The sequence below is a fragment of the Methylotenera versatilis 79 genome (genome assembly GCF_000384375.1).
Lineage (GTDB): Bacteria > Pseudomonadota > Gammaproteobacteria > Burkholderiales > Methylophilaceae > Methylotenera_A > Methylotenera_A versatilis_B.
Genome location: NZ_ARVX01000001.1, coordinates 185,376 through 210,974 on the forward strand (window position 1 = coordinate 185,376; position 25,599 = coordinate 210,974).

Genomic DNA, 25,599 nt, shown 5'->3' on the forward strand with positions numbered 1-25,599 from the left:
TATAAACATACCAAATATTTTATATTCTCTCAGTACAAATGATGCTAAATAATATTATTCAAATTGAAAATCCAAATATTTATTTGGATTCGGTCGGATTAGACGGGTTTTCTGATGGATTGAATCTGGAAAATGATTTGCAAGAACTTATAAAACTTGCAACTAACTTTTGCCAGACTTCAATCGCCGCAATTGCATTACAGGGAATGCATGCGCCAGTAAAAAAACATCAGCAACTCTATGTCACATCTTCTAAACTTTCTGTTGAAGATGAATTTCAAGCCAATATTTTTTGTTCTGAAGTACTGCTTAGCAATCAACTAATCATTGTAAATGATGCTTTGTATGATGCGAGATTTTCACAATCGATAGCTACAGAAGAATCGATCAGGTTTTTTGTTGGCTTTCCCCTAGCATTATCTAGTGGAGATATTATCGGTGTGTTTTTTGTCGCTGACAAATTGCCCAAACAATTAAGTCATTTGCAATTAGATATGCTTAAGCTTCTAAGTGCCCAAATTACGGCACAATACGAGTTGGATCGATTTCAGGAGATAGTCGGAAAACTCTCTGAAGAGCGCCAGTCTATCAACAATGCATTAGTTCATCAGACCACACTGCTTCATGAAGCACAGCGCATTGCCGAAGTGGGAAGCTGGGATTTGATTATTGATCAAAAGAAACTTTCTTGGTCAAAAGAAGTGTTCCGAATTTTCGGACAAGATGATTCAGAGCCTGAGCAATCATTTGAAGGTTTTTTATCTGCCGTACACCCTGAAGATTGCGTTGGCCTCTTGCAAGCTCAAGAGCTTGCGCTCAAACAACTCAAACCCCTTGATTTTGAACATAGAATTATTAGGCCGAACGGCGAGGTTCGATTTGTTCATGAAAAAGGTCGTCTAATCTTTAGTGAGCATGATAATAAACTTCATTTTATAGGTACTGTGCAAGATATCACTGAACGAAATAAAAAATATTTTGAATTAGCGATGTTGAATCGTGTACTGCAAATGTCAAGTGCAAGTAATGATGCGCTTTTACATGTGACTGATGAATCCGAGCTTTTTTTAAAAGTCTGCCAAATTGCCGTAAATATTGGAAATTATGCTTGTGCCTGGGTTGGTATTACTGGCAATCCAATTGGCAACACTTTCTCGTCTTCAATACATTACGCAAGACAAGATATTAATCAGGTTAATGAATACCACGGGATTGCACATGAAATATCTTTTCAAGACCCGTTAGACCCCATTCTTCTGTCTGTTCAAAATAATGAATTTATTTTTATACAGGATACTTCTCAAAATGAAAGGTTAACACCTAGTTTAATTGCAGCTAATCTTTCAGGCTTCAAAGGAATGATTTGCCTACCACTGGTTCATTTGCATGAAACATTTGGCGTTCTGGTACTTTATTCAGATGATATTCGTCAAATACCAGATGCAGAAATAAAATTATTGAAAGAAATGGGGAATAACTTAGCATTCGGTGTACGAAATATCCACATACAAAACGATAGGAATCGTTTACAAAATGCCATGATGAAAGTAGCAACTAGTGTTTCTACAAATAACACCCCTGCGTTCTTTAAACATCTTGTTTCAAATATGGTTGAAGCACTTGATGCGGATGGCGCAATTGTTTCAAGGTTGAACGCAAACAAAACAGAAGCTACGACCATTATCAATTTTAATGATGGGGAGTTTCTTGATAATTTTGTCTATTTTTTATCTGAGGTAGAGCATGCTACTGCCAACGATAATGAAAGTAATATCTTTACATGCAAATTACATAACGAAGAAAACCATTTCTTTAACATCCATAAATGGCCAACAAGCACTTGTTTTGGAAGCGATTTAAAGAATAGCAACGGCCATTTGATTGGTTCTATTTTTGTTTTCTTTAAAGAAGAGCCTAAAAATACAAAATTTATAGAATCTACCTCACAGATTTTTGCTGCCAGAGCGGCAGCTGAACTGGAGCGTCAAGACAGTGACTCAATAATTCAAGAACAAGCCTCACTTTTAGATAAAACCCATGACGCTATTTTGGTTTTAGATATCGACCATAAAATTCAGTTCTGGAGTAAAGGTGCAGAGCGACTATATGGTTGGAAGGCCAATGAAGTAGTCGGTTTGAATATAGAAACAATTTTCATTAATGAAACCATTGATTTGCAACATGCCCTTAAAAGGGTTAAGGCTCAAAAAGAATGGAATGGAGAATTGCATCAACATAAAAAAGACGGTAGCAAAATTATTGTAGATGGCAGATGGACGTTAGTCTTTAATGAAGGAGCGCAGCCTCACGCCATTTTGGGTATCAATACTGATGTGACACAAAAAAAGGTTGCAGCCGATGAAATACAGCAACTCGCTTTTTATGATGTGCTAACTCAGCTTCCGAACCGACAACTCCTCAGAAATAGATTACAGCATCTGTTTGAATCTCGTGACAGGCTAAGAAATGCTTGGGTATTATTATTTATTGATTTAGATAATTTTAAAACACTTAATGACACCATGGGGCACGACAAAGGAGATATGCTCTTGCAAGAAGTTGCTAGAAGACTTACTAATTGTGTTCGTAAAAGTGATACGGTAGCACGATTGGGGGGTGACGAATTTGTCATACTATTTGAAAGTGTTGGCAATGCAGATGTGATTACCCAAGCAACAATTGTAGGTGAGAAAGTTTTGTCTTGCTTCCACGAACCATTTTCATTAGGTGGATATCCTTATTACAGCTCTCCTAGTGTTGGAATTACGCTATTTGACGAGAACTGTCAGAATGCCGATGATTTACTTAAGCATGCAGATATCGCTATGTATCAAGCTAAATTTGGTGGGAAAAACTCTCTTAGGTTTTTCAACCCCGACATGCGAACTGCGGTGACCGCTAAACTTGAATTAGAAGCAGATTTACGGTCTAGTTTTAAGCAACAAGAGTTTACTTTGTACTATCAGCCACAAGTCGATGATGCAGGTAAAGTAACTGGGGTTGAAGCATTACTTCGATGGTTTCATAAAGAGCGGGGGGCAGTATCTCCTCTTGATTTCATTCCAATTGCAGAGGAAACGGGGCTAATTTTCCCTTTAGGCTGCTGGGTCATGCACACGGCTTGCGAACAATTGTCAGATTGGTCTTCAGACTCAGTTTTTCAAAATATATCAATCGCAGTAAATGTAAGTGCACGTCAATTTAGGCATCCAGAATTTGTAAGTCAGGTTTTAAATGCCCTAACCTCAACTGGGGCAAATCCATATTTATTGAAATTAGAGCTTACTGAAAGCTTACTGTTAGAAAATGTTGAAGAAACAATCAGTAAAATGACAGAGTTGAAAAAATATGGCGTATGTTTTTCTTTAGATGACTTCGGAACTGGTTATTCGTCACTGTATTATCTTAAACGACTTCCTTTGGATCAACTCAAAATTGACCGATCATTTGTAAATGATGTGTTAACAGATACGAATGATAATGTAATAGTTAAAACGATCATTGCATTAGGTAAAAGTTTAGGTTTAGAGGTCATTGCCGAAGGTGTGGAAACTTCAGAGCAAAGAGATTTTTTACTATCCCATGATTGTAATGCTCATCAAGGTTATTTTTTTAGTAAGCCGTTACCTACTTCGTTACTCAATGACTTTATTAAACAACAAAATGGAATGAATAACTCTGATCAAGAAGATTTACCAAAAAATACTTTTGCTGTGTAAGTATTAACCTGAAATTAGAGATGAAGTCGTACGGTAAAACCGTTTAAAAACATGTAAGAACAAACCCAAATAATCGCCTCTCGTATAAATTAAACTTTAAATAAAACAGCGATTTATTTCTTTTACCTCCATGAAAAATTGGTCAAATGTTAACAAAAGTAACAGTTGTAAGTAATATGTAAAAAAATTCAAGTAATAAATATTGCTTCCGTTAAGTCTCTTTGAATACCCAATCTTATTTCAATGTTCATGGAGAAAATATGTCTTATATCAGTCGCATCCTCATCGCATCATCATTGTTCGCAGCAAGCTCACTCGCATTCAGTGCAGAAGTTTGTAAAGTGTCTATGATGGGTCGCGTATGCTTTGAAGAAGGTAGCGCAGAAGCTACTGCCGCGCACATGAAAGGTGACGCTGTCGGTGAAGTTTCTAAGAAGAAAAAATTAGAAGCTAGCGCAGAAATAGACACTGCTAAAAAAGTAGCAGTAAATACTAAATAGTATCCATAAGCTGTGAATCAGGCTTGCGCATATGCAAGCCTTTTTTATTAGCGCTTCCCAATTCCACATCTAAATCTGAGGAACTCAAAATGGGAAACTTTATATAGAGTATTTATACCTTTCTTTTCAATAGACCAAAATCTAGCATGAGCGAATAGAGTGCTGTTAACTATCTTTAAAGAAATTAACTGCTCACTGGAGACAAAATGACTGTTAAACAAAAAATGTACCTATTGCTATTAACCGCCACGATAGGATTGGTTTCACTGGCGGGTCTGGCAAGGTTCCAATTGGACCGTGTTTACGACATTACCAACTATTCGAATGTGCGTTCAATTCCAAGTATTGAAGCGCTTGATAATATTCTGGCAGAATTTGAAACGCTGAACGGTTTGATATGGCAACATATGGCTACTACTGATAATGCAGATATGGGCCAGATCGAGCAGGAAGTCGCCGAGGTGCATCAAGAACTCAGCAGCAGTCTCGCAAATTATGAAAAGCAATTTATCGCCGATGTCCAAGATAAAAAGTTACTACAGTTGGATAAAGCGGTTATGTCTGAGTACGATGCCATGGGTGGTAATGTATTGACTACATCTCTTGCAAATAACAAGGAGGCGGCGAGAGACCTTCTCCTGCAAGGCCGCCCGATAATCAAGAAAATGCAAACAGCTCTTGATAATCATCGTAAATATAATATTAAGCTAGGTGCGGATAGTGCTTCCCAGGCTGCTTCCATTAAAACACAAGCTTCGCTACTACTCATTGGAATTGCCGCCACCATATTAGCGTTAACTGTGGGTATGGGACTATTCCTGACACACAGTCTCCTGAAGCAACTAGGCGAAGAGCCTGCGCGACTTGCACAGATTGCTAATGCCTTTGCCGAAGGTGATCTTAATACTTCAATACAGATCCACCCAAATGATCGCAGTAGCATTGCTTATGCGATGAGTGTTTTGAAAAAAATGCTGACCGATCTGATTGATTCACTCAACCACGTGAGTTCTCAACACGATCAAGGTGAGATTGATACTAAACTGCAAACCGATCGATTTAAAGGTCATTATGCAGAAATGGCAGTCGGTATCAATCGTATGACAACCGGACATATTGAATCAAATCGTAAAGCTATGGCCGTCGTCAAAGCATTCGGTGAAGGCGATTTTTCTGCAAAACTGGCTTTGTTCCCAGGTAAGCAACGCGTGATCAACGAGACCATTGAAGAAGTACGGGAAAATCTGCAGTTACTTATTGAAGATGCAGACTCTTTAGTTCAAGCAGCTATTGCAGGAGAATTATCGACCCGTGCCGATGCAAATCGTCATAAAGGTGATTTTAGAAAAATTATTGCCGGTGTAAATCAAACTTTGGATGCCGTAATTACGCCGATCAATACCGCTTCTCAATATATCGCTCGTATCGCGAGTGGAGACATTCCGGAGACAATTAATGAAAATTACAGCGGCGACTTCAATGTATTAAAAGAAAGCCTCAATACCTGCATTCATGCTATCAATAGGTTAGTCGCGGATGCCACCATGCTTTCTGAAGCTGCAACTCATGGCAAACTAAACACTCGTGCCGATGCAACGGCGCATACTGGTGATTTTAAAAAGATTATTACTGGCGTAAACGAAACTTTGGACGCCGTGATTTCTCCGTTGAATGCCGCTGCTGATTGCATATCCCGGATTGCTAAAGGCGATATTCCTGATCCTATCTCTAAAACGTATGCGGGTGAGTTTGATACGCTCAAACAGAATCTGAATACCTGTATTTCTGCAGTTAATGCCTTGATCCAAGATGCACAAATGCTTGCCAATGCAGCGAAAGAAGGGAAAGTTTATATGCGTGCAGATGAAGGCAAGCACCAAGGCGACTACCAGCGCATCATTCGCGGTGTTAATACCACGCTGGAGCTCATTACTACGCCAATTAGAGCTGCTAAGGAGGCCGCTGACGCTATCAACACCGCAGCCCGTGAAATTTCCATAGGCAACAACGACCTGTCACAACGTACTGAGGCGCAAGCATCGGCGTTGGAAGAAACAGCATCAAGCATGGAGCAGCTTGCCGGTGCAGTTAAGCATACATCATTGAACGCCAATGAAGCCAATATACTCGCTACTGAAGCTTCAACAATCGTGGCTCGCGGTAGCAGCGCGGTGGATCAAGTAGTGAATCGCATGGTGGATATCCAGACCAGTTCAAAAATGATTGAAGACATTACTTCGGTCATCGACAGCATTGCCTTCCAGACTAATATCCTCGCACTGAACGCAGCGGTTGAAGCTGCTCGTGCAGGTGAACAAGGCAAAGGTTTCGCGGTTGTGGCTTCAGAAGTTCGCAGCTTGGCGCAACGTTCTTCTGCAGCTGCCAAAGAAATCAAAAATTTGATTTCTGATTCAGTGGATAAAGTTAACGATGGTAGTCGGCTTGCACTTGCTGCCGGTGAAACCATGGCTGAGATTTTAAATTCTGTCCAAAAGGTAACCGTCATCATGGCAGATATTGCTTCATCATCTGCGGAACAAAGCTCTGGCATTAATCAGGTGAATGCTGCAGTTATGCAAATGGATAATGCCACTCAGCAGAATGCAGCTTTAGTGGAAGAAGCTGCTGCTGCTGCTGAAACCTTATTAGATCAAGCGGCTAAGCTGGTAACTTCTGTTGAAGCATTCGAAATCAGCCCTTCATCTAACGTGAAGAATAATTCAGCACACTATGGTCTCAAGATAGTTTCTGGGCTATCGCATTAAGGACAAATTTAAACCAGTTTATATAAGCCACCCATTACCTCTATCAAAATGGGTGAAGTCCAAACATCTTAAATTTGGTTAATATTTTCTTGTTAACTTTCTTATTCATAAAATTTTTCAAATGGTTGTTAATTAATTTTGACGCATATTAAATAAAATTTCATGAATAAGAATCCCAACAATTAACGCAGCGAAAAATATAATGCCCTTGTGAATATTGAGTCCTAAAATGACGATTGCTGGGCCAGGACATATGCCAGACAAGCCCCATCCAATTCCAAACAAACTACTACCTACGATTAATTTTTGATCAATCTCGGTCTTTTTCACTGTGTGAAATTCGTCACCTAAAATGGCTGATGGCTTATCTTCTGTATAACGAAAAGCCAAATAAGCAATTGGAATGGCGCCTATCATCACAAACATTAATGATGGATCCCAACTGCCAGTAATATCTAGAAATGCTAATACTTTATTAGGATCTGCCATGCCTGAAATTAATAAACCAAGCGCAAATATAACGCCAGATATAAATGCGACAAAGTGTTTGGCAAATGCTGAATTAAATTTTTCCATAGACTAATTTGATAGCGCTACAAAAAGAATTTCTTTACTAAATATACCGTTAACATGCCGAAAGCCATAAAAGTGAAAGTAGCGATAATGGATCTTTTTGATAATCTAGCAATGCCACATATGCCGTGGCCACTAGTACAGCCTGAGCCATAACGACTGCCAAAACCGACTAATATGCCTGAAAAAATCAACACGACTATTGAGGTATCGATACTGATTTCTTGTTTGGCAAAAAATAGTCGCCACAAAACTGAAGTGAATAGCATGCCAAAAACAAATGATAATTGCCAGAAACCGCGGTCTAGCCACGGCCGAAGCGCACCACTTAATACGGATGAAATGCCGGCAATTCGGCCATTAAAAACATATAAAAACGTAACGGATAAGCCTAATATTACTCCGCCGAAATAAGATAAATACGGCGTGAAGTTGGCGTAATCAATGGTCATCAAGCGATTCCAAATAATTTAAACTTAGAGTTTCCATCCATAAGCAATCCCTAGCGAGTTTTGATACATTTTTAAATCAGCTTCTCCGCCACCCAAACCGCTAGGTGGAAAACCTGGCGGGATAGAGTTTGAGCCATTCACTGTATTCTCAAATGCGTGTGTGTACACAAATGACAACTCACTTTTGTTCGCTAAGACCCAAGTTGCACCTAGTGAAAGATGATCTTTCACCACCGCTGGGGCTAAGGTATTGAGTAAAGTATCACCTTTTCCAATTGGCTGATCAACATGATTTAAGCCTGCTCTAAGCGTTAAGTCGTCGCTATAAGCATAGCTGAATCCTAACTTATAAATGTTAGCATCTTTCCAGCCAAAACCTGCGCCATTATCTGAACCCAAGCCATTCGGCAAATTCTGCAATGATGCATTGCCCACCGCATCCACTTCATTGTAATTAATGCGTTGATAATCCGCTGCAATCGTTAATTTAGGCGTCGCTTTAACGGCAATACCTACACCATAAGTGGAAGGAATATCAAAATCCCCTTGTTCAGCAAATAGCCCTTTGTATTTATCGAATTTGGTCATATAAGTGCGACTTTGATAAGTTGCGCCTAACGTAACGGTATCGGTTATTTCGCCAATCCAGCCAACATGCAAACCTGCGCCATAAGAATTATCGTGTCCACGATTGGTTAAGTCATTCGGAGAAGTACTAAACCCACTAAAACCCTGTAGCCCTTTGACTTCAAAGCGTTGGTAGGCTAAATTAACCGAAACACCGATTGTCTGTGATGGCGTCACTTTCCAAGTTGCTGTTGGTGCTGCAAATACTTGAATGAGATCAACTCCAGCGCTTCCTTGGCTGCCAAATAACGGGATGCCATCTTTGTAATCTGAATTCATGCCGCCGTTACCGTACACACTAACCCCTAGCGTTAAGTTAGGGTTAACTTGGCGGTTATAACCAAATTCAGGAATAAAAAAGTGCTTGGTATCATTCGCGCTATACGTGCCATCCACGCCCGGAAAAGCGTTACCTGAAATTTCGGCTTCTCTCTCTGGTTTGAACCAAGTTAAACCAAAATCCACCCTGTCTCCGACAAGTCCAAGTCCGGCAGGATTGGTCGCTGCAGCTAAAGCATCTTGAGGAAAAGCAATCCCCACGCCGCCTATCCCCTGTGACTTAACACCATAACCATGCGAAAAATAACCATCGGTAGCAAATGATTCTGCTGAAAATATAATGAGCAATAAAGGAAGAAGCTTGGCAGAGCTGGTCATATTGATACTCACATTTAAAAAGTTAAATGTAATTTACCAAAATTATGCATATACCAATAAATACTATTAAATTATATTTATATTCTAATTAGCTATTTAGATTGGATATTTGTTAATGATTAACTCCCTCCTTAACATTTCTTAAAATTTTCTGATTGACGACTTTAACTTTCAATATAACGAAGCTTTCTCTACTATCTAATACAATCTGATTAAACCAAGTAAAAAGAAAAATGAGCATTGTCACTAGCTTTTCACCGATATCAAATAAATCAGCCCAAGTACTGATTTTAGGCAGCATGCCTGGGTTAGCTTCACTTAAAGCCAATCAATATTATGCGCATCCGCGTAATAGTTTTTGGCGCATTGTGGCTGACATTTACGGTTTTAACGCAGAGTCTGAATACAACATTAGAGTGCAGAATTTAAAGGTATCTGGGATAGCAGTTTGGGATGTCTTGCAAAGCTGCGAACGATCAGGCAGCTTGGATAGTGCCATCATCAGCGGGTCGCGCATTTGCAATGACTTCGAGTTGTTTTTCGAACAACACCCGCACATCAAGTTAATCGCTTTTAACGGATCAGAAGCTGAAAAGAGTTTTAATCAATTTATTTTACCTAAAATGGGCTTAAGAGAGTTTAACTATAGTCGCCTTCCATCATCCAGCCCTGCTCATACACAAGCTTTAGAACAAAAAATCGCGGCATGGAGGAAAAGTTTGTTGGTAGATTAATTGAGCAATCGTATAACTAATTGATAGTCAGAAATAGGCTGCGCTTTTTATTCCTAGATGATTAAATTAGAATGAAACGAAAATATGGATTTAATTGGCAGATTGCTCTGTGCGAAACTTTGCTGGAATCTGCAATAGTTTCAGAACACAGGTATTATTAATCAGAGATGTACATTTGCGCACGGTTCTTGGAGTTCGTAATGGAAAACAAATCTAACAATAAACGCATGATCAGCAACTCGACTAAAACCGAAGTAGCGAATCATGATTCGCCTATTGAAAACGTCCTATTTACTCAGAATACAAAAATTCAAGCAGTCATCAACTTATTAAGGGAGTTATTCAGTCAATATGATGGCAATCTTACAATGCGATTATGGAATGGTATCGAAGTAAAGTTAGGCAGAATTGCCGAAGAAAGTCCAAAAGCTTCATTTACACTGGTTTGTCTTAACCCAAATATTGTACGAAATATGGTGCTTGGTAGAGATCCACTCCGATTAGCAGATGCATATTTTCACGGAGACATTGATATTGAAGGGGATTTTTTCGCCGCTGTACTTTTAAAAGACCAGTTACATGCGATCAAAATGCCACTATGGAAGCAATTAAAAACAATGATAAGTGCGCTACGTTTGCCCGCGCATATCGACGCACTGGATTCGAGCAACACGCTCACCTATGACCATAAAATCAAAATACATAATAAAATAGAAAATCGTCAGGCAATACAGTTTCATTATGATGTTTCGAATGACTTTTATGCACTATGGCTGGATGATGCAATGGTGTATTCTTGTGCCTACTTTGAGCATTACGATGCTACTTTAGAGCAAGCCCAACAAGCAAAACTTGAACATATCTGTCGTAAGTTACTATTAAAACCAGGTGAGCTGTTGCTTGATATTGGTTGCGGATGGGGTGCATTAATTATTTATGCAGCGCAACATTATGGTGTTAAAGCGCACGGCATCACACTGAGTCAAAAGCAATTCGAATTGGCAACCACACGCGTCAAACAAGCTGGATTAGAAAACCAAGTTACGGTGAGTTTATGCGATTACCGTGATATTAAAGGCACCGGTGCTTATGACAAGATTGTTAGTGTGGGAATGTTCGAACATGTTGGCTTAAAAAATTTACCCTTATATTTTTCAACTGTTTATCAACTATTAAAACCTTCTGGACTATTCTTGAACCACGGCATTACGCATGATGTAGAAGGTTGGGAAAAGACCTTATCGACAGAGTTTATTAATCGTTATATTTTTCCTGATGGTCAATTAGACACTGTGAGCAACATCCAACGCACGATGGAAAGAGCGAAATTTGAAATCGATGATGTGGAATCATTACGTCCACATTATGCTTTAACGCTAAGACAATGGGTTTCTCGTTTAGAAAATCATCACCAAGAAGCACTTCAATATGTGACTGAATCTACCTACAGAGTTTGGCGGCTATATATGGCTGCATGTGCGTTGGAGTTTGAATCAGGCGAAATCGGTATCTATCAAATATTGGCCAATAAGCGCGAGTCTGGTCAATCCTGCTTACCTTTAACTCGCAGACATATTTATATTTAAAATATCTGAAGCAGCATTATTAAATCCAAGCGCCCTTAGGGGCTTGTAAATGAAGGAGGCTGGGAAACTCCTTGTAACTATTCTTATGGTAGTTGTGATAGTGATTTATTAAATAAAGCACTTTAATTCGTAGTTGTTGACACAAGCGCTTATCTACAAAGCTTGTAGTTTCCTAACTAAAATTAAATAGTTTAAAACTCCATATTTTAAGTTAGCTGATTTCCAGCTTTCGGCTCATAGCGGCCATAAATGTAATTTAAGATTTAATTGATTATTGATACTTTCAGAGTGTTAATTGAGTATTTTATAGTTCTGGTTTTCATCTTTTGGTAAATGGATCACACCAGTATTAAAATTGTATTCAAACACATCACCATAACGTCCCCATTCAATTGCAATACTCAATGCGCGCTCCGCTTCAGCTTGGTTAAGTGTGAAACGCAATAATTTAAGAAATAGATCTTCAGGAAGATCACCAGATGAATCTTGTTCTAAGCCATGTCTGATATAGGCGATAAGTGGAACGTTTTCCAAAACCTGTTTGTAGAAAGTCTTTTGACGTTCTGACTTAATTGAATGAACATAATCAATACCAAGCTGAGTAATTACAATGTCGCCTTGAACCAGATGTACAAAGCCTAAGAGCGTTAAGGCTCGTGAAACCTCTAGCAGCTCCTTATCTGTGAGTTCTGTATCTTCTGCGAGCTGTGGTAAGTCGGCACGACCATTAAAAGGCTCCTCAGTAAGTAGCTCAAGCACTCCTTCCATACGATGAATATCTGCTTCTGGCAATCGATCACCTAATTGCAATTTTATTTCTACTTCAGTCACACGGCCGGCACGAGAAGAACCAGCAGTCATTAGCGCATAGACGTTATCGATTAGAGAACGTACTTCTTGGCTTTCAACCGCTCTAGGATGTGCCAGTGTAATTGGCAACTCAGCTCGAACGCGTCCGGGATCGCTAGCAAAAATAAGTACTCGGTCAGCCATCATCACAGCCTCCTCAATATTATGAGAGACTATTAGGATTGATTTTGTAGGTATCTTTTTATTATTCCAAAGAGCTAAAATATCCTCACGTAAACGCTCACCTGTTAATACATCCAATGCTGAGAATGCTTCATCCATTAGCAATACTTCAGGTTCTAATACTAATGCGCGAGCTATACCGACTCTTTGACGCATACCTCCAGATAACTCACGTGGAAGTGCACCTTCAAAACCAGATAAGCCTATCATTTCAATCGCAGCCTGGGCACGTCGTACCCTTTCTTTCATCGGTACGCCTTGTGCTTCTAAACCAAGCTCAACATTTTTTTGTACAGTAAGCCATGGGAATAGAGCAAATGATTGAAATACCATGCTAATGCCGCGAGCAGCGCCATAGATAGGCAGTCCTTTATATAGCACTTGACCTATATCCGCTGGGATTAAGCCCGCCATAATGCGCAACATAGTAGATTTTCCTGACCCAGATTGGCCGAGTAGCGCGACAATCTCTCCTTCATTCAGCGTAAAGTCCACCCCTTGCAAGACCAAGCGTGTCGAGCCGTCAGCAGAATGAAAAGATTTATCTACTGAGTTAAGTTCAATAATGGTTGTACTCATAATACTAAGTCCTTAGAAGTGCAATCGATTTTCGGCCATACGATAAAGTCTGCGCCAGATGAAATGGTTAAATCCCATGACAAAAATACACATGATGCCAATTCCCAAAGCAATGCGTGGAAAATCTCCGATAGCAGTCATTTCGGCAATATAACTACCAATGCCATGTGCTTTTAAAGTGGTATGACCCCAAGTAACGTACTCAGCCACAATACTGGCGTTCCAAGATCCACCAGTTGCAGTAATGGCGCCTGTAACAAAACTTGGGAAAATGGCTGGTAATAAATATCTTCGCCATTTTAGCCAACCACTTAAGCCTAGGTTTTGTGCAGCATAGCGAAGCTCAGTGGGTATGGTCGTAGCGCCAGCAATGACATTGAATAAAAGATACCATTGAGTGCCGAGTATCATTAGGGGTGAGAGCCAAATATCAGGATTAAGCTTGAAATGTACAACCAGCACTACGGCACCAGGGAACATCAAGTTAGCTGGGAAAGCAGCCATGAATTGGGCAATAGCCTGCACTTTTGAAGATATGTTCGGTCGCATTCCGACCCAAATACCAATTGGAATCCAGATTGCAGCAGCAAGCACAATCAGGATAACAACACGAGTCAATGTATAAAGACCTAGAATGAATACGTGCCCGGCTTCGCTCCAGCCAACCTCAGTATGGATAAAGTGAATGAGCAGCCAAAGTGCATAAAAAGTGCCTGCAGCTATTATTGCGTCCCATATCCGTTCACTCACTGACGATTGTTTGCTAGATCTAGCGCGAATCGAGGTGCCATCGTATGTTTTTTTGAATAGGAGGAAGGTTATTTGAAGCAATCCACCTAATTTTTTTAAAATGATTTCTACCCAGCTCGTTCTATGTAACCAAGTTAACAGCCAAGAGTCTTGAGCCGTGGCGCTGCTAGATTCTTCAAAACGAAACTTGTCTGCCCAAGCAATTAATGGTCTAAAGAAAAGCTGATCGTAGAGTAATATACCAATTAGCATAGCTCCAATCGCCCAGCCAATGGCATGTAAATTTTGTTGTTCAATTGCCAGCGCAATATAAGAACCTATACCGGGTAATTTAATGTTCTGATTTGATACAGAGATTGCCTCAGATGCTACTACGAAGAACCAGCCGCCTGACATTGACATCATCATATTCCATAACAAGCTGGGCATGGAAAAAGGCAAATCTAATCGCCAAAAACGTTGCCATCCGGATAGCTGAAATACTTTTGCTGCTTCCGCTAATTCCGCTGGAACTGTTCGAAAGCTTTGATAGGCGCTAAAGGCCATATTCCAAGCCTGTGATGTAAAAATGGCGAAGATAGCAGCACATTCCACGCCCAGTAAGCTACCAGGAAACATGGCAATAAACATTGTGACAGTAATCGACAAAAAACCCAGCACAGGTATCGACTGAAGAATATCCAAAAGAGGTACTAGGACTTTTTCAGCAATTTTATATTTAACCGTCAATGCTGCAAAGATGCAACTAAACACCATGGAAGCAGCTAATGCAATAAACATCCTTAGCGTGGTGCGTAGCAGGTAATAAGGTAGATTCACTGGGTCTAATGATAAAGGCAATGCTTCACCTAGCTGGAATGGGCGACTCATTTGTTGAGCCCCATAAGCCAGTAGAACAAGAAATGCTAATACCATTGGCAGCAAAATCCAGTCCCAACGCTTGCCGCCAGCCTCTAATACCTGCCTAGGGAAAAACTGTTTACCTTTGCTCATGGCTCATTTTATTTTAGACATATTCATTAGCATGGTGTATCCAAACGTAGTCTGGCAAAGTTAACAGGTCCTCAATCATCGCTATATCCTGGATGTTGTACGCTGATAATCTGCTGACAGCCAAACCAATTTACTTAATTTAAGATGATAAAAGGCTTCGATAGCATTCTCTGTTTGATAGTTTAAATTACCATCACCTAAAAAGAAACCTTACCACCTGCTGCCAAATACTCATGATGTGCTCTGGATAACAATAGACGAAGACAGTATTAGTGTTTCGGGTGAGAATCTGTCAAATAAAATGGTTATCTTTGACTCAAACCCTGCGCCATTAACCCTGCAAGCGCATGGAGCAGTTAATTTTGTGCTTGGTTCAGCAGCGAAGCATCCACATACTTTAATTACTGGGCACTATTCGGTTTATACAATCGATGATGCGCTGAGAATAGGAGAAGAAGGTATTCAGATAATACGCAACACTTAGGACTGAAGAATGGATATGAAGCGATACCTATAGGGACTCAATGAGCTAAAGAGAAGTGAGATGACATGAATATTGATCGGCTGCTTTGTGCCGCTAATCGTCAGTTACTGTAAGAATATACTTCTGCCTCTATGTGAAATATAAACATGATAATTTTGTCTATTTAATAAAATTTATTGATTACTATTTATACTGTTTTAATAAAATTTTTTCAAATCAGTATCTTAACTACTCTATCCACTGACAATCACAGAGTTATCCACAGATTTTGTGGAGAGAAAACATATGAGCTGATTAAATATTTTATGTCGATATATAGGATTAGTTGAACAACATAATTCGGCCCGAAGCAGACAATCACTCAAGGGTTTGATGGCTTGGTAATAATGAATCTCATGCCTCATTGTTACTGATCATTAAATTGTATTGATCTTGGGTTATTTGACCACTTTCTTCAACGGCCACTTTATCATCTGGAAGTAGGCTTTCGTAGACCGAGTCTAATCTTTTCCACTGAGCTAGTCGTGAAGTCTTATTTGTGTTTGGTGTGTAAGGAGATTGCGATACTTTCTTATATCTATGTATATATCTTGGGCAGTTAACCCAAATTTCTGTTGGATTTATCCGAATTAAAAATTCCGCTTTTGGGAATATTTGTAAATCCGGCTGTTCATCAATCTTTGCAATCCCTTGAACTCGTAATCTGCGAGGTGTTTCAAAGTCGATGAACAACAATCCAACGTTCTCATTTTTTAATAAATTACCGACGGAAAGAAACATCCCATTCCCGTCATAGTTAGGAAAAATAAGCTCATTATCTATTACCTTTACAAAACCCACAGGTCCGCCTTTATATGAAACTGTGGGTTCTCCCCTTGAGTTTAATGTAGATAAAAAGAACATATCCCTTGTTAAAATAAATTCAGCATCTTCCTTGGTAAAAACTTCATGGACGATTAACTCTTCTTGTTTATCCGCAAGTGCTCTAGTCCCAAACTTATCCTGTATGACGCGATGCTCAGATAAGTAAAGTTTGCTATTTTTCATAATGAAGTCCAGCCTCATATTGGCTTGGCTTTATTTCTGAAACCATTGCAAACAACTCATCGACCCGCTGCTTCTCTTTAGTATCCTGCGGAATCAGGTAGGCTAGCGTGACATATATAAATACATTCACTCCCAGCGCGACCGCGCCTGATGTTAACCCATAAGCCCATGGCAAGTTTCCGTGATAAATAAGCTCTAAAATAACGGCAACGATAAAACCAATCGACATACTGGCAATTGCACCATACTTATTACCCCGCTTCCAAAAGATACCCAGAAACTGCGGCACAGCAAGTTGAATGATGCCTTGATAGGCAAGCACGCCTAATGTAAATAAAGATGGAAGCTCTAAACACGATAACCAAGATGCCAGTATTGTCAGCAGCAACATGCCAACTTTAGAGAAAATGATCAGTTGCTTTGTATTTAATTTGAAATAATTGCCAATCAGGTCATTTGCAATTTGCGAACCAGTCGCCTGAATATTGCCATCTATATGCCCCATTGTGGCGGCCAAGAGAATCACACCAGCAAGACCCAATAAAACTAGCCCTCCGGCCTCTTGAGAAACGATGAACCAGACATCGTTTGGGCTTTGATTTACTGAGGGTAATGCGCCTGAAAGCATGCCAAAAATCAACAGTGATGCACAGAAGATAAGAGATAAAGGCACAGCCAAAGCAGCAGATTTTTTGAGACTTTTAACGCCATTGGAAGTGAAAAGTCTTACAAAAATATAAGGCCAGCACCAGCCACCCAATGCGCCTGTTAAAACCAAACTAAAAAGATATAAAGAGCCTTCTTTAGAGTCTGGACCAGGGATTGAAAGTTTGGCAGGTGCAAGGCTGGCAAATGAAATATCTTTGACCATGACAAGCCAAATGATTAGCCCTATTAGCATTACGGTGCCCAATATATAAGCCACGATACCTTGATAGAAGTCAGATATCACAACGCCTTTCATCCCAATGCGCACTGTCCATATCTGTCTAATGGCTATCACAACCACGCCGAAAACTAACGCTTGTGTAAAGGTCATATTTCCCAGTGAGATGTAGCGAAACATTTCCCCAAGTGCCTGCATACCCAAAACTAACCAAGGGATACCGGAAATGATGCCAATAATCGCAGTAATCGTTCTGATGTGTGTGGAGTTATACCTTAAGGCAAAAAGGTCTGGCTGCGTTTTTAGGTCAAATACTTTACCCCACGTCCATACTGGTTTTGCCATTAAATACATCAATATCACTGTCAGTAAGCTATACGTCAGCACATAAAAAGAGATGATGCCACTTGCCGCTGCCATGCCACCAAATGCAGTAAACATTGCGCCTGGATACCAAGTGTTAAGAAACGACATTGCTTGATAGCGAGCCCCGAAAGACCTATCGCCCACCGCGTAATTTGTGAAAGATTTATCGTCAACCTTTATGCGTTGCAGGATAACGATTAAACCTGCAAAAAATACCAGCATTATTCCGAATGTGATGAGCATTATTGCAACTCCTCACTATTGGACTCTTCCCAATAGGCATACAGAATACTTAATGTAACGGAGATGCTTATAGACATAAAATATATAAATGATGCTGGCAATCCCAGTACAAAATCCTGACTCTTACCTACAGCCCAGTACAAAGGTGGATATAGACAAACAAACAAGTTAATCAGAAACCAAGCTCTGACAATATGATAATGAGAGATATTCGGCATTACATTTCCTCTTATAATTTTATATCTACTATTCGGTCATTTATTTTTAATAATCACCTGCACAATGCTTAAATATAATATTAAAATGAATAAATATAGTCAATTTAAGGTATTAAATAAATGACCGATAAACGGTCATTTATTTAAATAGAAAGCAATAATGAATCAATCTCAACCTAAAAGTAAATCATCTGAGCATAAAGTCGGTAGTCTTCCACGAGCAGCTGTGATTCTGAGCTCTATTGCAAGAGGATCTAGAAAGGGAAGTCTATTGACTGAGCTTATATCAAGAGAGTCTTTACCACGTACCACGGTCGTGAGAACCCTTGATGCACTTATGGATCTTGGCTGGGTCGTAAAAGATGTACGCACTCATCGATTTAACTTAGGTCTTGACCTTGCTGCTTTAGGATCTTCTGCGATTGCACGCAACCCATTAGAGCGTGTTGCAGAAACTGAATTAAGTCTACTGGCAGAGAAATTAAATCAGGTGGTTTACTTGACAATCAGAACTGGTCTGGACATGGTGTGTATAGGGAAATATGAAAGCAAATCACCAATTCAAATTGGTAGAGGCGACGTGGGTTTGCGCGGTCCATTTGGAATGACGCAAAGTTGTATGGGCATGATGGCTCGCATGCCTGCTGACGAAGTTTATAAAATTATTGAAGCTAACTTAGCCAGATACCATAGGATTGAAGGATTTGATGAAACTGGATTTAGGCAGACCATAGAAGATGCTTTAAATAATGGTTTCGGCACTTATGACAATATCGTGCTTGATAGGACAACAAGTGGTATTGGAGTGGCCATAGCAGATTCATCAGGCTACCCAATAGCAAGTATTGGTACAACCTTTTTAACTGGATGGCTAACTGAAGAACAAAGACAAAATTGCATCCTAGAAATGAAAAAGTCTGCTGAAAAAATTCAAGCGTTAATGTTTGAGTTTTAATGCCAGCTTTGGGCAGAACTAATCACATTTGCTTACAGCCAGTTAGCTTACCGAGCTGTGACCATTTAACAACTGACTTTTAGCAATCCTAAGCGGCATTCAATTATGCTAAATTCCCCACTTCAAAGCATCTTCATTTAAAATTATTTGAATTAATGCTCCATCTCTATAATTACTGTTATGACAGTTTGCAATCGCCACTCGAATTTCAGAGCCTAAAAATTTAAGGAATTTCACTATGAAACGCTTTCACATCGCGATTGCCGTTCAAGATCTTAAGGAATCGATTGCCGACTATACCGAGCGCTTGAACCAAACACCAATCGCAATAGTTGAAGGGAAATATGCAATGTGGAGAACAGACTTGTTGAATTTCTCTATCAATCAAATTCCAGAGCGCGCAGGTCAGCTTCGACACCTTGGCTTTGAAGACGATGCAACTCAAGGATTTACAAGCGTGACCGATGTCAATGGCATTGAGTGGGAATCGTTTTCGCAGAAGGAGCAAGACGAGCGCATTGTTGAGATGTACGGAGTTCCGGTTGGGAGCCAAAATTAGAACCGATCTCCTAATAAACATATGTTATGTACATTGATTTTAAAACTCGGAATGCAATTTTTTCGGTGAAGGGTGACTGTGCGTGACGATACCCAACCCTTCGTTCGAGTTGATAACTGCCAGCAGGCCGGCATTAACGCCTTAACTCAAATGTTGACTGACTGCTCTGAGCCGAGTTTTACCGTTTCAATAAAAGACAATAAGCGGCCTAAAGCAGACATTCATCTATCTTTACCCCCTATTGTTACTAGCTTAGTCATCTCAATTAAATACGCATAGATTATCGTTGCGATAAAGCTGAGTAATCATGCCTATACTGATTTGGGGTGCAGCCGTATTTTTGCTTAAATGTACGACTGAAATGTGAAAGATCATTGAAGCCCCAGTTTAGAGCAATCTCCGAAATATTGTGGTTTGTATGTAATAAGTGTAACAAATCTTTACTACACCTCTCTAGACGACGCTGTAAGATATAGCGCATCAGTGATGTATTATAGTCATTCAAAAGATCGTTTATATATCGGGCAGAAAATCCAGTCCCTGCTACGACCATTGCCGTATCAAGTATTGGGTCTGACAAGTGTCTTTCAACAAAATCTTTAATACTATGGAGAGCAGCTGAGCGACTACGTGATAAGGAGTAGCTTTGGGAATTTAAGGATGCAAGTGATAACGTAAACAAATCAAGGGATTGTTCAGATAATGCAGAAATACCCCAATCACTCATATTCTCTGTTTCTCGCACAATACTCTGAATAAAGCTGGCTGTAATTGCGCCTATGCCTAAATTGCCAGGAATACGTAGTGCAGTACAGTGCTCCACTCCCGGAAGCCTCGCACGCATCATGGCTCTTGGAATGGTAATGAGGATTTTTGAGAAACTTCGAGAGCTGCTGATTTGGTGAGGACGAGTGGCATCATAAATCGTCATGTCGCCAGAGTTCAGAAAAACTTCGCGCCCGTCCTGTTCTAAGCGATACCCTCCAGAAAGAAGAACGACACCAAGGTAATTATCTTGACTGTCATGATAAGGCTCGTGCTTTTTGCGATGAATCGTGAGTGCATTTGATCGTATCACTGACAAACGCAGCTTATCTAGGTTATAGAGAGACATTTCATTAAACACATTGACATTCGCATGTGGAATAACTTCCACCTTTGTATATTCACGACTAATAATGTCTTGTAACCATTCGCGCCTGTTAATTTTATCTACGCTAGCTGTAGATAAAATTACTTTTGGTAGTTTATTCAGCTTGGCTTCCATTGAAATTTACCTTATGAGCTTTTACGTTACAGCAATATATTATCCCAATATCCTACACATCTAAATAATATCGACTCAATTTGGCAAAACTTCCGTTTCAGTCAAGTTTCTGTGCCGCCATAGGCAGGAAATTAATGAAACTCTCCTTTACGCTATGTTATGACTGATTAATTGCCAAAACTATAGTGAAAGATATTCACAGTCATAAATAAAAAAACTTAAGGGAGTGAAAATGATTGAAGATAAACACGCGGGTAATGTAATTTTACTTAGGGTTGCATGTATTAGCCTATTAATAGCACTGGTACTAGCGTGGTGTCTGGTTTTCACAAAAGGAATGAAACTTCCTTTCTTCCTGAATATATTTGAAAATACAGACAAGCTTTTATCAGCTCACTTAGACTTTTTGATGATGACAATGCTATTGCTGGGCTTTTATGCCTCCAAAATCACATTGCCTAAATATGCCATCTGGCCTATGGCAATTGGATCAATTGGTAACCCTACGGCATTCATACTGAATTCAGTATTTCCTAATTCAACTTCACCACTAATCAGCATTTTTATTTTCACCACCATAACATTGACAACCATTGGCTTTGGTCTGGCAGCAATCAAAGTACTTAGATATTCACTTAAATAAAACGTTAACCAATTAGACCTCAAACATGTGGGTTATTGCGGACTATGATAAATAATATGAATATTAAAAACACGAAAACCCAGTACGGCTTAATTGCAAGAATATTACATTGGACAAGTGTCATGTTATTGCTTGCGCTCATTGTTGTGGCAAGCCAATTTGAAGCGATGTTAGCAAGTCCAGAAAAATTAAAACTGACTACTTTGCATTCGTCGCTTGGGCTAGTTTTCTTTTTAGTTATATTGGCACGTTTAACTTGGCGTAACGTTAATCACAACCCCATTAAATCGTACAGTATTAAAAGTTGGCAAAAATTAACCGCCATTTCTCTGCATAGATGTATTTATATCGTTTTAATCGCACAGTGTGTTGCTGGCTTCGTGATGCTAATCACGATAGGAAAGCCTCTTCAACTATTTAATTTATTTGAGTTAAACCCTTTTATTGAAAAACACACATTGCTTAATAATTTTGCGTTGAATATTCATTTCTTTATTTCAATCATGATTTACCCTTTGCTGGCAATACATATCGGCGCAGCTATCTATCACCAAATATTCGGGTTAACAGATGACTAAATAAACTGACATGTCTTCCGCTGGCCCAGTTTTTTAGCTCTTTATTGCGAATTAATGTCGCAAAACATTTTTTAACACATTGAAACTTTTCGTTACTAGCACTCTCATAACCAGAGTGCTAAAATGTTATTTCAGTAATTACTTAATGATTAAAGGAGTTTTATCATAAACGCTTTAACAATACCGTCAATTTCATCTCTTGATAGCTTTGATCAGTACATGCGTGCGATTAAAGCCTTCCCGCTATTGAGCGCAGAGGAAGAATATGATTTGGCCACTAAGCTCAAAAATAATAACGACTTAGACGCAGCGCAAACATTGATTGTTTCGCATCTGCGTTTGGTTGCTAGTATTGCGCGTGGTTATTTAGGTTATGGTTTGCCACAATCAGACCTTATTCAAGAAGGCAATATCGGCCTGATGAAAGCGGTTAAACGCTTTGATCCAGACCGTGGTGTGCGCTTAGTTTCTTTTGCGATGCATTGGATTAAAGCAGAAATGAATGAGTATATTGTACGTAACTGGCGCTTGGTTAAAACAGCGACCACCAAAGCACAACGTAAATTATTCTTTAATTTGCGTAGCATGAAAAAAGGTTTTGGTAGCCTGCATACAGATGAAGTGAATCGTATTGCACTAGAATTAAATGTGAAGCCAGAAGAAGTGATGGAAATGGAATATCGCCTGAATGGGCAAGAGATTTCATTAGACGCACACATGGATGATGATGGCGACGAAAACTTTAGCCCGATTGCTTATTTAGAAGATGAAGGCCCTGAGCCATCAGAATTCTTGGCGAACAAACAAGCTGAACAGTTGCAATCCGCCAGCTTAAGTAAAGCGTTAATGAGCTTGGATGAGCGTAGCCGCCGCGTACTAGAAGCACGTTGGTTAACGGAAAGTGCAACGCTCACTTTGCACGATTTAGCTGCTGAGTTTGGTGTTTCTGCAGAGCGTATTCGCCAGATTGAACAGAAAGCAATGCAAAAGATTAAAGGCGCGATGTTAGCTGCTTAATTGAGTTAACTTTTTAATGCCTGCAATAAAAAAGCCGACTAAATGTCGGCTTTTTATTTACTTAACAACTTTATTAGCTTAATTTTTAACTTTATATTTTTTACCTAAACAAATATTTAGTAAAAAATAATGAGTCTTAGAATAAGCAAGTTTAGATATCTAAGCTACTTTTGCCTCTGGTTCATTTTCAAAAGCCAGCGCATTGCCCATATGTTGACGCAACACTTTTAAATCGGTCATTTGCGCACGAATACTTTTTTCGATATTTTCTAATTCCAAAATGCGATCCTCCAGTGTATCCGTCGCTTTATAAATCCGTTTAATACTTTCTAAACGACGACGCAATTGCAATTGATGCTCACGCACTTGTGATTCCATCGGCGCAATCACCGCTTTTAACCAATTTTCCACATCACGATTCGCTACTTCATACACATGAATTACGCGACTTGCCAGCGTTTCAAAAAATTTAGTGGTTAAGGTCATTTTCTCATTGGCAATCATATTAAAAGCGGTATTAAACTGCTCTTTGTATGCGCGCTCTAATTTTGCCAGCTCTTTTTGATAACGCAGAGTTGAGAATGCTGGCGGTTCCGATTTACGCAAACCATGCTCTTTTGAAAACTTATCGTACATCACATCCATCATTTTCTTAATCTCATCAATCTGCGCATCCGATGAAACTAGGCGACCTTTAAGATCTAAGAAAAAGTTATCCATCGCCTCACGAATTGTTTTGGTAAAACTGGCTTTAATCATAGTTTCACGCGTGGTGTGAACCTGCACTTTCAGTGCTTCCATGCCCAACAAAGTGAATAGTTTATTGGTTTGCTGTGAAAACACGCTGCGCAATGCTTGAAAGCGTTGTAAACCCTTTTCAAAGTTTTCTTTGTCCACTTTGACTTTGTTCATCATGTGTTCGACAACGTCTTCATTTTTGCCACGCAAACCACGCAACTCATCCAGTTGCTCAACCACGCCCGCAACACGCGATTCTAAAATCATATTTGAATTAGCGATTAAATCTTCAATCTCGTTCTTGGTATTATCGCGAACAATTTCTTTTTTGGATGGGATCAATTCATCAGACAACGCTTTTTCAAGCTCTGGCAAACGACTTTGTATTAACAATTCCTCATCGCCATTAATTTTAGCCAGCAAACCTTTTTGTGCCGATGTCGGGAAAATTTGATTATTTTCTAAGCCGAGTAATTCAGCGCTGGTTTTAATTTGCTTGTTAATCTCTTTTTCAATCTCTTTTTCGTTCTTAAGCTCATCCCACAAGCCATCAATCTTATTCAATACAGCTAGACGACCTTTTTGTTTCCAGCGTGTGCCGCTAATATATTGGCGCCATACGTCAATTTCAGATTTCGTCACACCTGTATCAGCCGCTAAAATAAATAACACTGCATGTGCATTTGGCAACATATTAAGTGTTAACTCAGGCTCTGTACCAATCGCATTTAAGCCTGGCGTATCTAAAATCACCAAACCTTGCTCAAGCAAAGGATGCGGGAAATTGATCATGGCATAACGCCAGCAAGGAATATCAATGCTGCCATCTTTGTTTAAACTCATGGCATCGTCACTGCTGTTTGGATCATATAGGCCAAATTTTTCGGCTTCTTCAGCGGTCACGCGCTTAGTACTGCTAACTTCTTTAAATGCAGCAATCATGCTGTCGTTATTATCGACATTAAACTCAACCACTTTCCACTCATCTGGATAGCGCTTATATTCCGTGGTAGTTGCATCTGACGAGCGTGTTTCAATCGGCAACATAGCGATAGAGGTGGGTTTGCTGGCATCGTACAACAATTCAGTGGGGCACATCGTGGTACGGCCAGCGCTAGATGGTAATAAACGTTGACCGTAATCTGCAAAGAAAATTGCGTTAATTAACTCAGATTTACCGCGAGAAAACTCAGCTACAAAAGCAACGTTCAGCTTATCTTCACGTAAGCGCTCTAATAAATTAGTAATGCGTTGATCAATTTGTGCATCATTCAACTCTTGCTCATTCAGCCAGCTACGATAATCACAAATGCTATCAACTAGCGCTTTTCGCCATTCTGAATATGCCGCAAATTGATGCGCTAATTTATTTTCTGCCATTATTGCCCCTAACAAAATGTTTTTAGGATTTATTCTTCTGTTATACCTAAACTTTTTACCGAACTTTGCTACTTTATCGCTCGAAAGTACTGTATCACATCGTTGATTACATTTAAATAAATCAGCACCATTATCGCGTGTAATTGATTTGGTTTCTGATGAAAGGTTAATATTTAACGACAAGCGGTTAATTAACCAGATTATTTGTGGTTAAAACCGCTAATCTATTGGGCGTGATGCATGTTCTGTTA

General features: G+C 39.5%; 20 protein-coding genes. 11 read left to right on the plus strand and 9 right to left on the minus strand.

Annotated elements, in window-relative coordinates; genetic code table 11:
• Positions 1-38: 38 nt before the first annotated feature.
• From METVE_RS12875 to METVE_RS0100950, 3 genes are all read left to right on the plus strand, one after another.
• Entirely contained in the window at positions 39-3,719 is a 3,681-nt protein-coding gene (locus METVE_RS12875; protein ID WP_020166570.1) for an EAL domain-containing protein, read from the plus strand.
• Positions 3,720-3,979: 260 nt separating this feature from the next.
• Complete coding sequence (locus METVE_RS0100945) at positions 3,980-4,219, plus strand: hypothetical protein (RefSeq protein ID WP_020166571.1); 240 nt, start codon at positions 3,980-3,982, stop codon at positions 4,217-4,219.
• A 206-nt stretch (positions 4,220-4,425) separates the two neighbouring features.
• Positions 4,426-6,984: a methyl-accepting chemotaxis protein gene (locus tag METVE_RS0100950; protein ID WP_020166572.1), complete on the plus strand. Its 2,559-nt coding sequence runs from the start codon at positions 4,426-4,428 to the stop codon at positions 6,982-6,984.
• Positions 6,985-7,116: 132 nt separating this feature from the next.
• On the opposite strand, the gene METVE_RS0100955 is transcribed toward METVE_RS0100950, so the two are convergent.
• Genes METVE_RS0100955 through METVE_RS0100965 form a run of 3 tightly spaced genes read right to left on the minus strand, consistent with a single transcriptional unit; the run spans position 7,117 to position 9,293 of the window.
• Positions 7,117-7,560, minus strand: a complete 444-nt coding sequence (locus METVE_RS0100955) for a DUF6691 family protein (RefSeq protein WP_020166573.1) — start codon at positions 7,558-7,560, stop codon at positions 7,117-7,119.
• Between the two features lie 17 nt (positions 7,561-7,577).
• Entirely contained in the window at positions 7,578-8,009 is a 432-nt protein-coding gene (locus tag METVE_RS0100960; RefSeq protein WP_020166574.1) for a YeeE/YedE family protein, read from the minus strand.
• 24 nt (positions 8,010-8,033) lie between these two features.
• Entirely contained in the window at positions 8,034-9,293 is a 1,260-nt protein-coding gene (locus METVE_RS0100965; RefSeq protein ID WP_020166575.1) for an OmpP1/FadL family transporter, read from the minus strand.
• Positions 9,294-9,526: 233 nt separating this feature from the next.
• On the opposite strand from METVE_RS0100965, the gene METVE_RS0100975 reads away from it, so the two are divergent.
• Together METVE_RS0100975 and METVE_RS0100980 are read left to right on the plus strand one after the other, a co-directional pair.
• Entirely contained in the window at positions 9,527-10,027 is a 501-nt protein-coding gene (locus METVE_RS0100975; protein WP_332309912.1) for a DNA-deoxyinosine glycosylase, read from the plus strand.
• A gap of 200 nt (positions 10,028-10,227) precedes the next feature.
• Positions 10,228-11,613 carry an SAM-dependent methyltransferase gene (locus tag METVE_RS0100980; RefSeq protein WP_020166578.1) on the plus strand — a complete coding sequence of 462 codons (1,386 nt, stop codon included), beginning with the start codon at positions 10,228-10,230 and terminating at the stop codon, positions 11,611-11,613.
• A gap of 291 nt (positions 11,614-11,904) precedes the next feature.
• Here METVE_RS0100980 and METVE_RS0100985 read toward each other — a convergent pair whose 3' ends face one another.
• Positions 11,905-13,224: an ABC transporter ATP-binding protein gene (locus METVE_RS0100985; protein ID WP_020166579.1), complete on the minus strand. Its 1,320-nt coding sequence runs from the start codon at positions 13,222-13,224 to the stop codon at positions 11,905-11,907.
• A gap of 12 nt (positions 13,225-13,236) precedes the next feature.
• Positions 13,237-14,967: an ABC transporter permease gene (locus METVE_RS0100990; protein ID WP_020166580.1), complete on the minus strand. Its 1,731-nt coding sequence runs from the start codon at positions 14,965-14,967 to the stop codon at positions 13,237-13,239.
• A 301-nt stretch (positions 14,968-15,268) separates the two neighbouring features.
• Here METVE_RS0100990 and METVE_RS0100995 point away from each other — a divergent pair, with 301 nt between their 5' ends.
• Entirely contained in the window at positions 15,269-15,451 is a 183-nt protein-coding gene (locus tag METVE_RS0100995) for a hypothetical protein (protein ID WP_020166581.1), read from the plus strand.
• 393 nt (positions 15,452-15,844) lie between these two features.
• On the opposite strand, the gene METVE_RS0101000 is transcribed toward METVE_RS0100995, so the two are convergent.
• Together METVE_RS0101000 and METVE_RS0101005 are read right to left on the minus strand one after the other, a co-directional pair.
• Positions 15,845-16,498 carry a pyridoxamine 5'-phosphate oxidase family protein gene (locus tag METVE_RS0101000; RefSeq protein ID WP_232415347.1) on the minus strand — a complete coding sequence of 218 codons (654 nt, stop codon included), beginning with the start codon at positions 16,496-16,498 and terminating at the stop codon, positions 15,845-15,847.
• Positions 16,488-17,993: a sodium:solute symporter family protein gene (locus METVE_RS0101005; protein WP_232415348.1), complete on the minus strand. Its 1,506-nt coding sequence runs from the start codon at positions 17,991-17,993 to the stop codon at positions 16,488-16,490. Before METVE_RS0101005 ends, METVE_RS0101000 begins: the two co-directional genes overlap by 11 nt.
• A 378-nt stretch (positions 17,994-18,371) precedes the next feature.
• On the opposite strand from METVE_RS0101005, the gene METVE_RS0101010 reads away from it, so the two are divergent.
• Both METVE_RS0101010 and METVE_RS0101015 read left to right on the plus strand, forming a co-directional pair.
• Entirely contained in the window at positions 18,372-19,166 is a 795-nt protein-coding gene (locus METVE_RS0101010; RefSeq protein WP_020166584.1) for an IclR family transcriptional regulator, read from the plus strand.
• A 238-nt stretch (positions 19,167-19,404) separates the two neighbouring features.
• Positions 19,405-19,725 (plus strand): hypothetical protein, encoded by a 321-nt coding sequence (locus METVE_RS0101015; RefSeq protein ID WP_020166585.1) that lies wholly within the window; start codon positions 19,405-19,407, stop codon positions 19,723-19,725.
• A 280-nt stretch (positions 19,726-20,005) separates the two neighbouring features.
• On the opposite strand, the gene METVE_RS0101020 is transcribed toward METVE_RS0101015, so the two are convergent.
• Positions 20,006-20,992, minus strand: coding sequence for a helix-turn-helix domain-containing protein (locus METVE_RS0101020; protein WP_020166586.1), 987 nt, complete (start codon positions 20,990-20,992; stop codon positions 20,006-20,008).
• 232 nt (positions 20,993-21,224) lie between these two features.
• Between METVE_RS0101020 and METVE_RS12775 the strand changes: the two genes are divergently transcribed.
• The 3 genes from METVE_RS12775 to rpoH all read left to right on the plus strand — a co-directional run bounded on the left by METVE_RS12775 (position 21,225) and on the right by rpoH (position 23,230).
• Positions 21,225-21,635 carry a hypothetical protein gene (locus tag METVE_RS12775; RefSeq protein ID WP_198290298.1) on the plus strand — a complete coding sequence of 137 codons (411 nt, stop codon included), beginning with the start codon at positions 21,225-21,227 and terminating at the stop codon, positions 21,633-21,635.
• 56 nt (positions 21,636-21,691) lie between these two features.
• Positions 21,692-22,213, plus strand: a complete 522-nt coding sequence (locus METVE_RS0101030; protein WP_232415349.1) for a cytochrome b — start codon at positions 21,692-21,694, stop codon at positions 22,211-22,213.
• A 162-nt stretch (positions 22,214-22,375) separates the two neighbouring features.
• Entirely contained in the window at positions 22,376-23,230 is an 855-nt protein-coding gene (gene rpoH, locus METVE_RS0101035; protein ID WP_026361955.1) for an RNA polymerase sigma factor RpoH, read from the plus strand.
• A 159-nt stretch (positions 23,231-23,389) separates the two neighbouring features.
• On the opposite strand, the gene METVE_RS0101040 is transcribed toward rpoH, so the two are convergent.
• A complete protein-coding gene (locus tag METVE_RS0101040) occupies positions 23,390-25,348 on the minus strand; it encodes a dynamin family protein (RefSeq protein WP_020166590.1) in 1,959 nt (652 codons plus the stop codon).
• Positions 25,349-25,599: the final 251 nt, after the last annotated feature.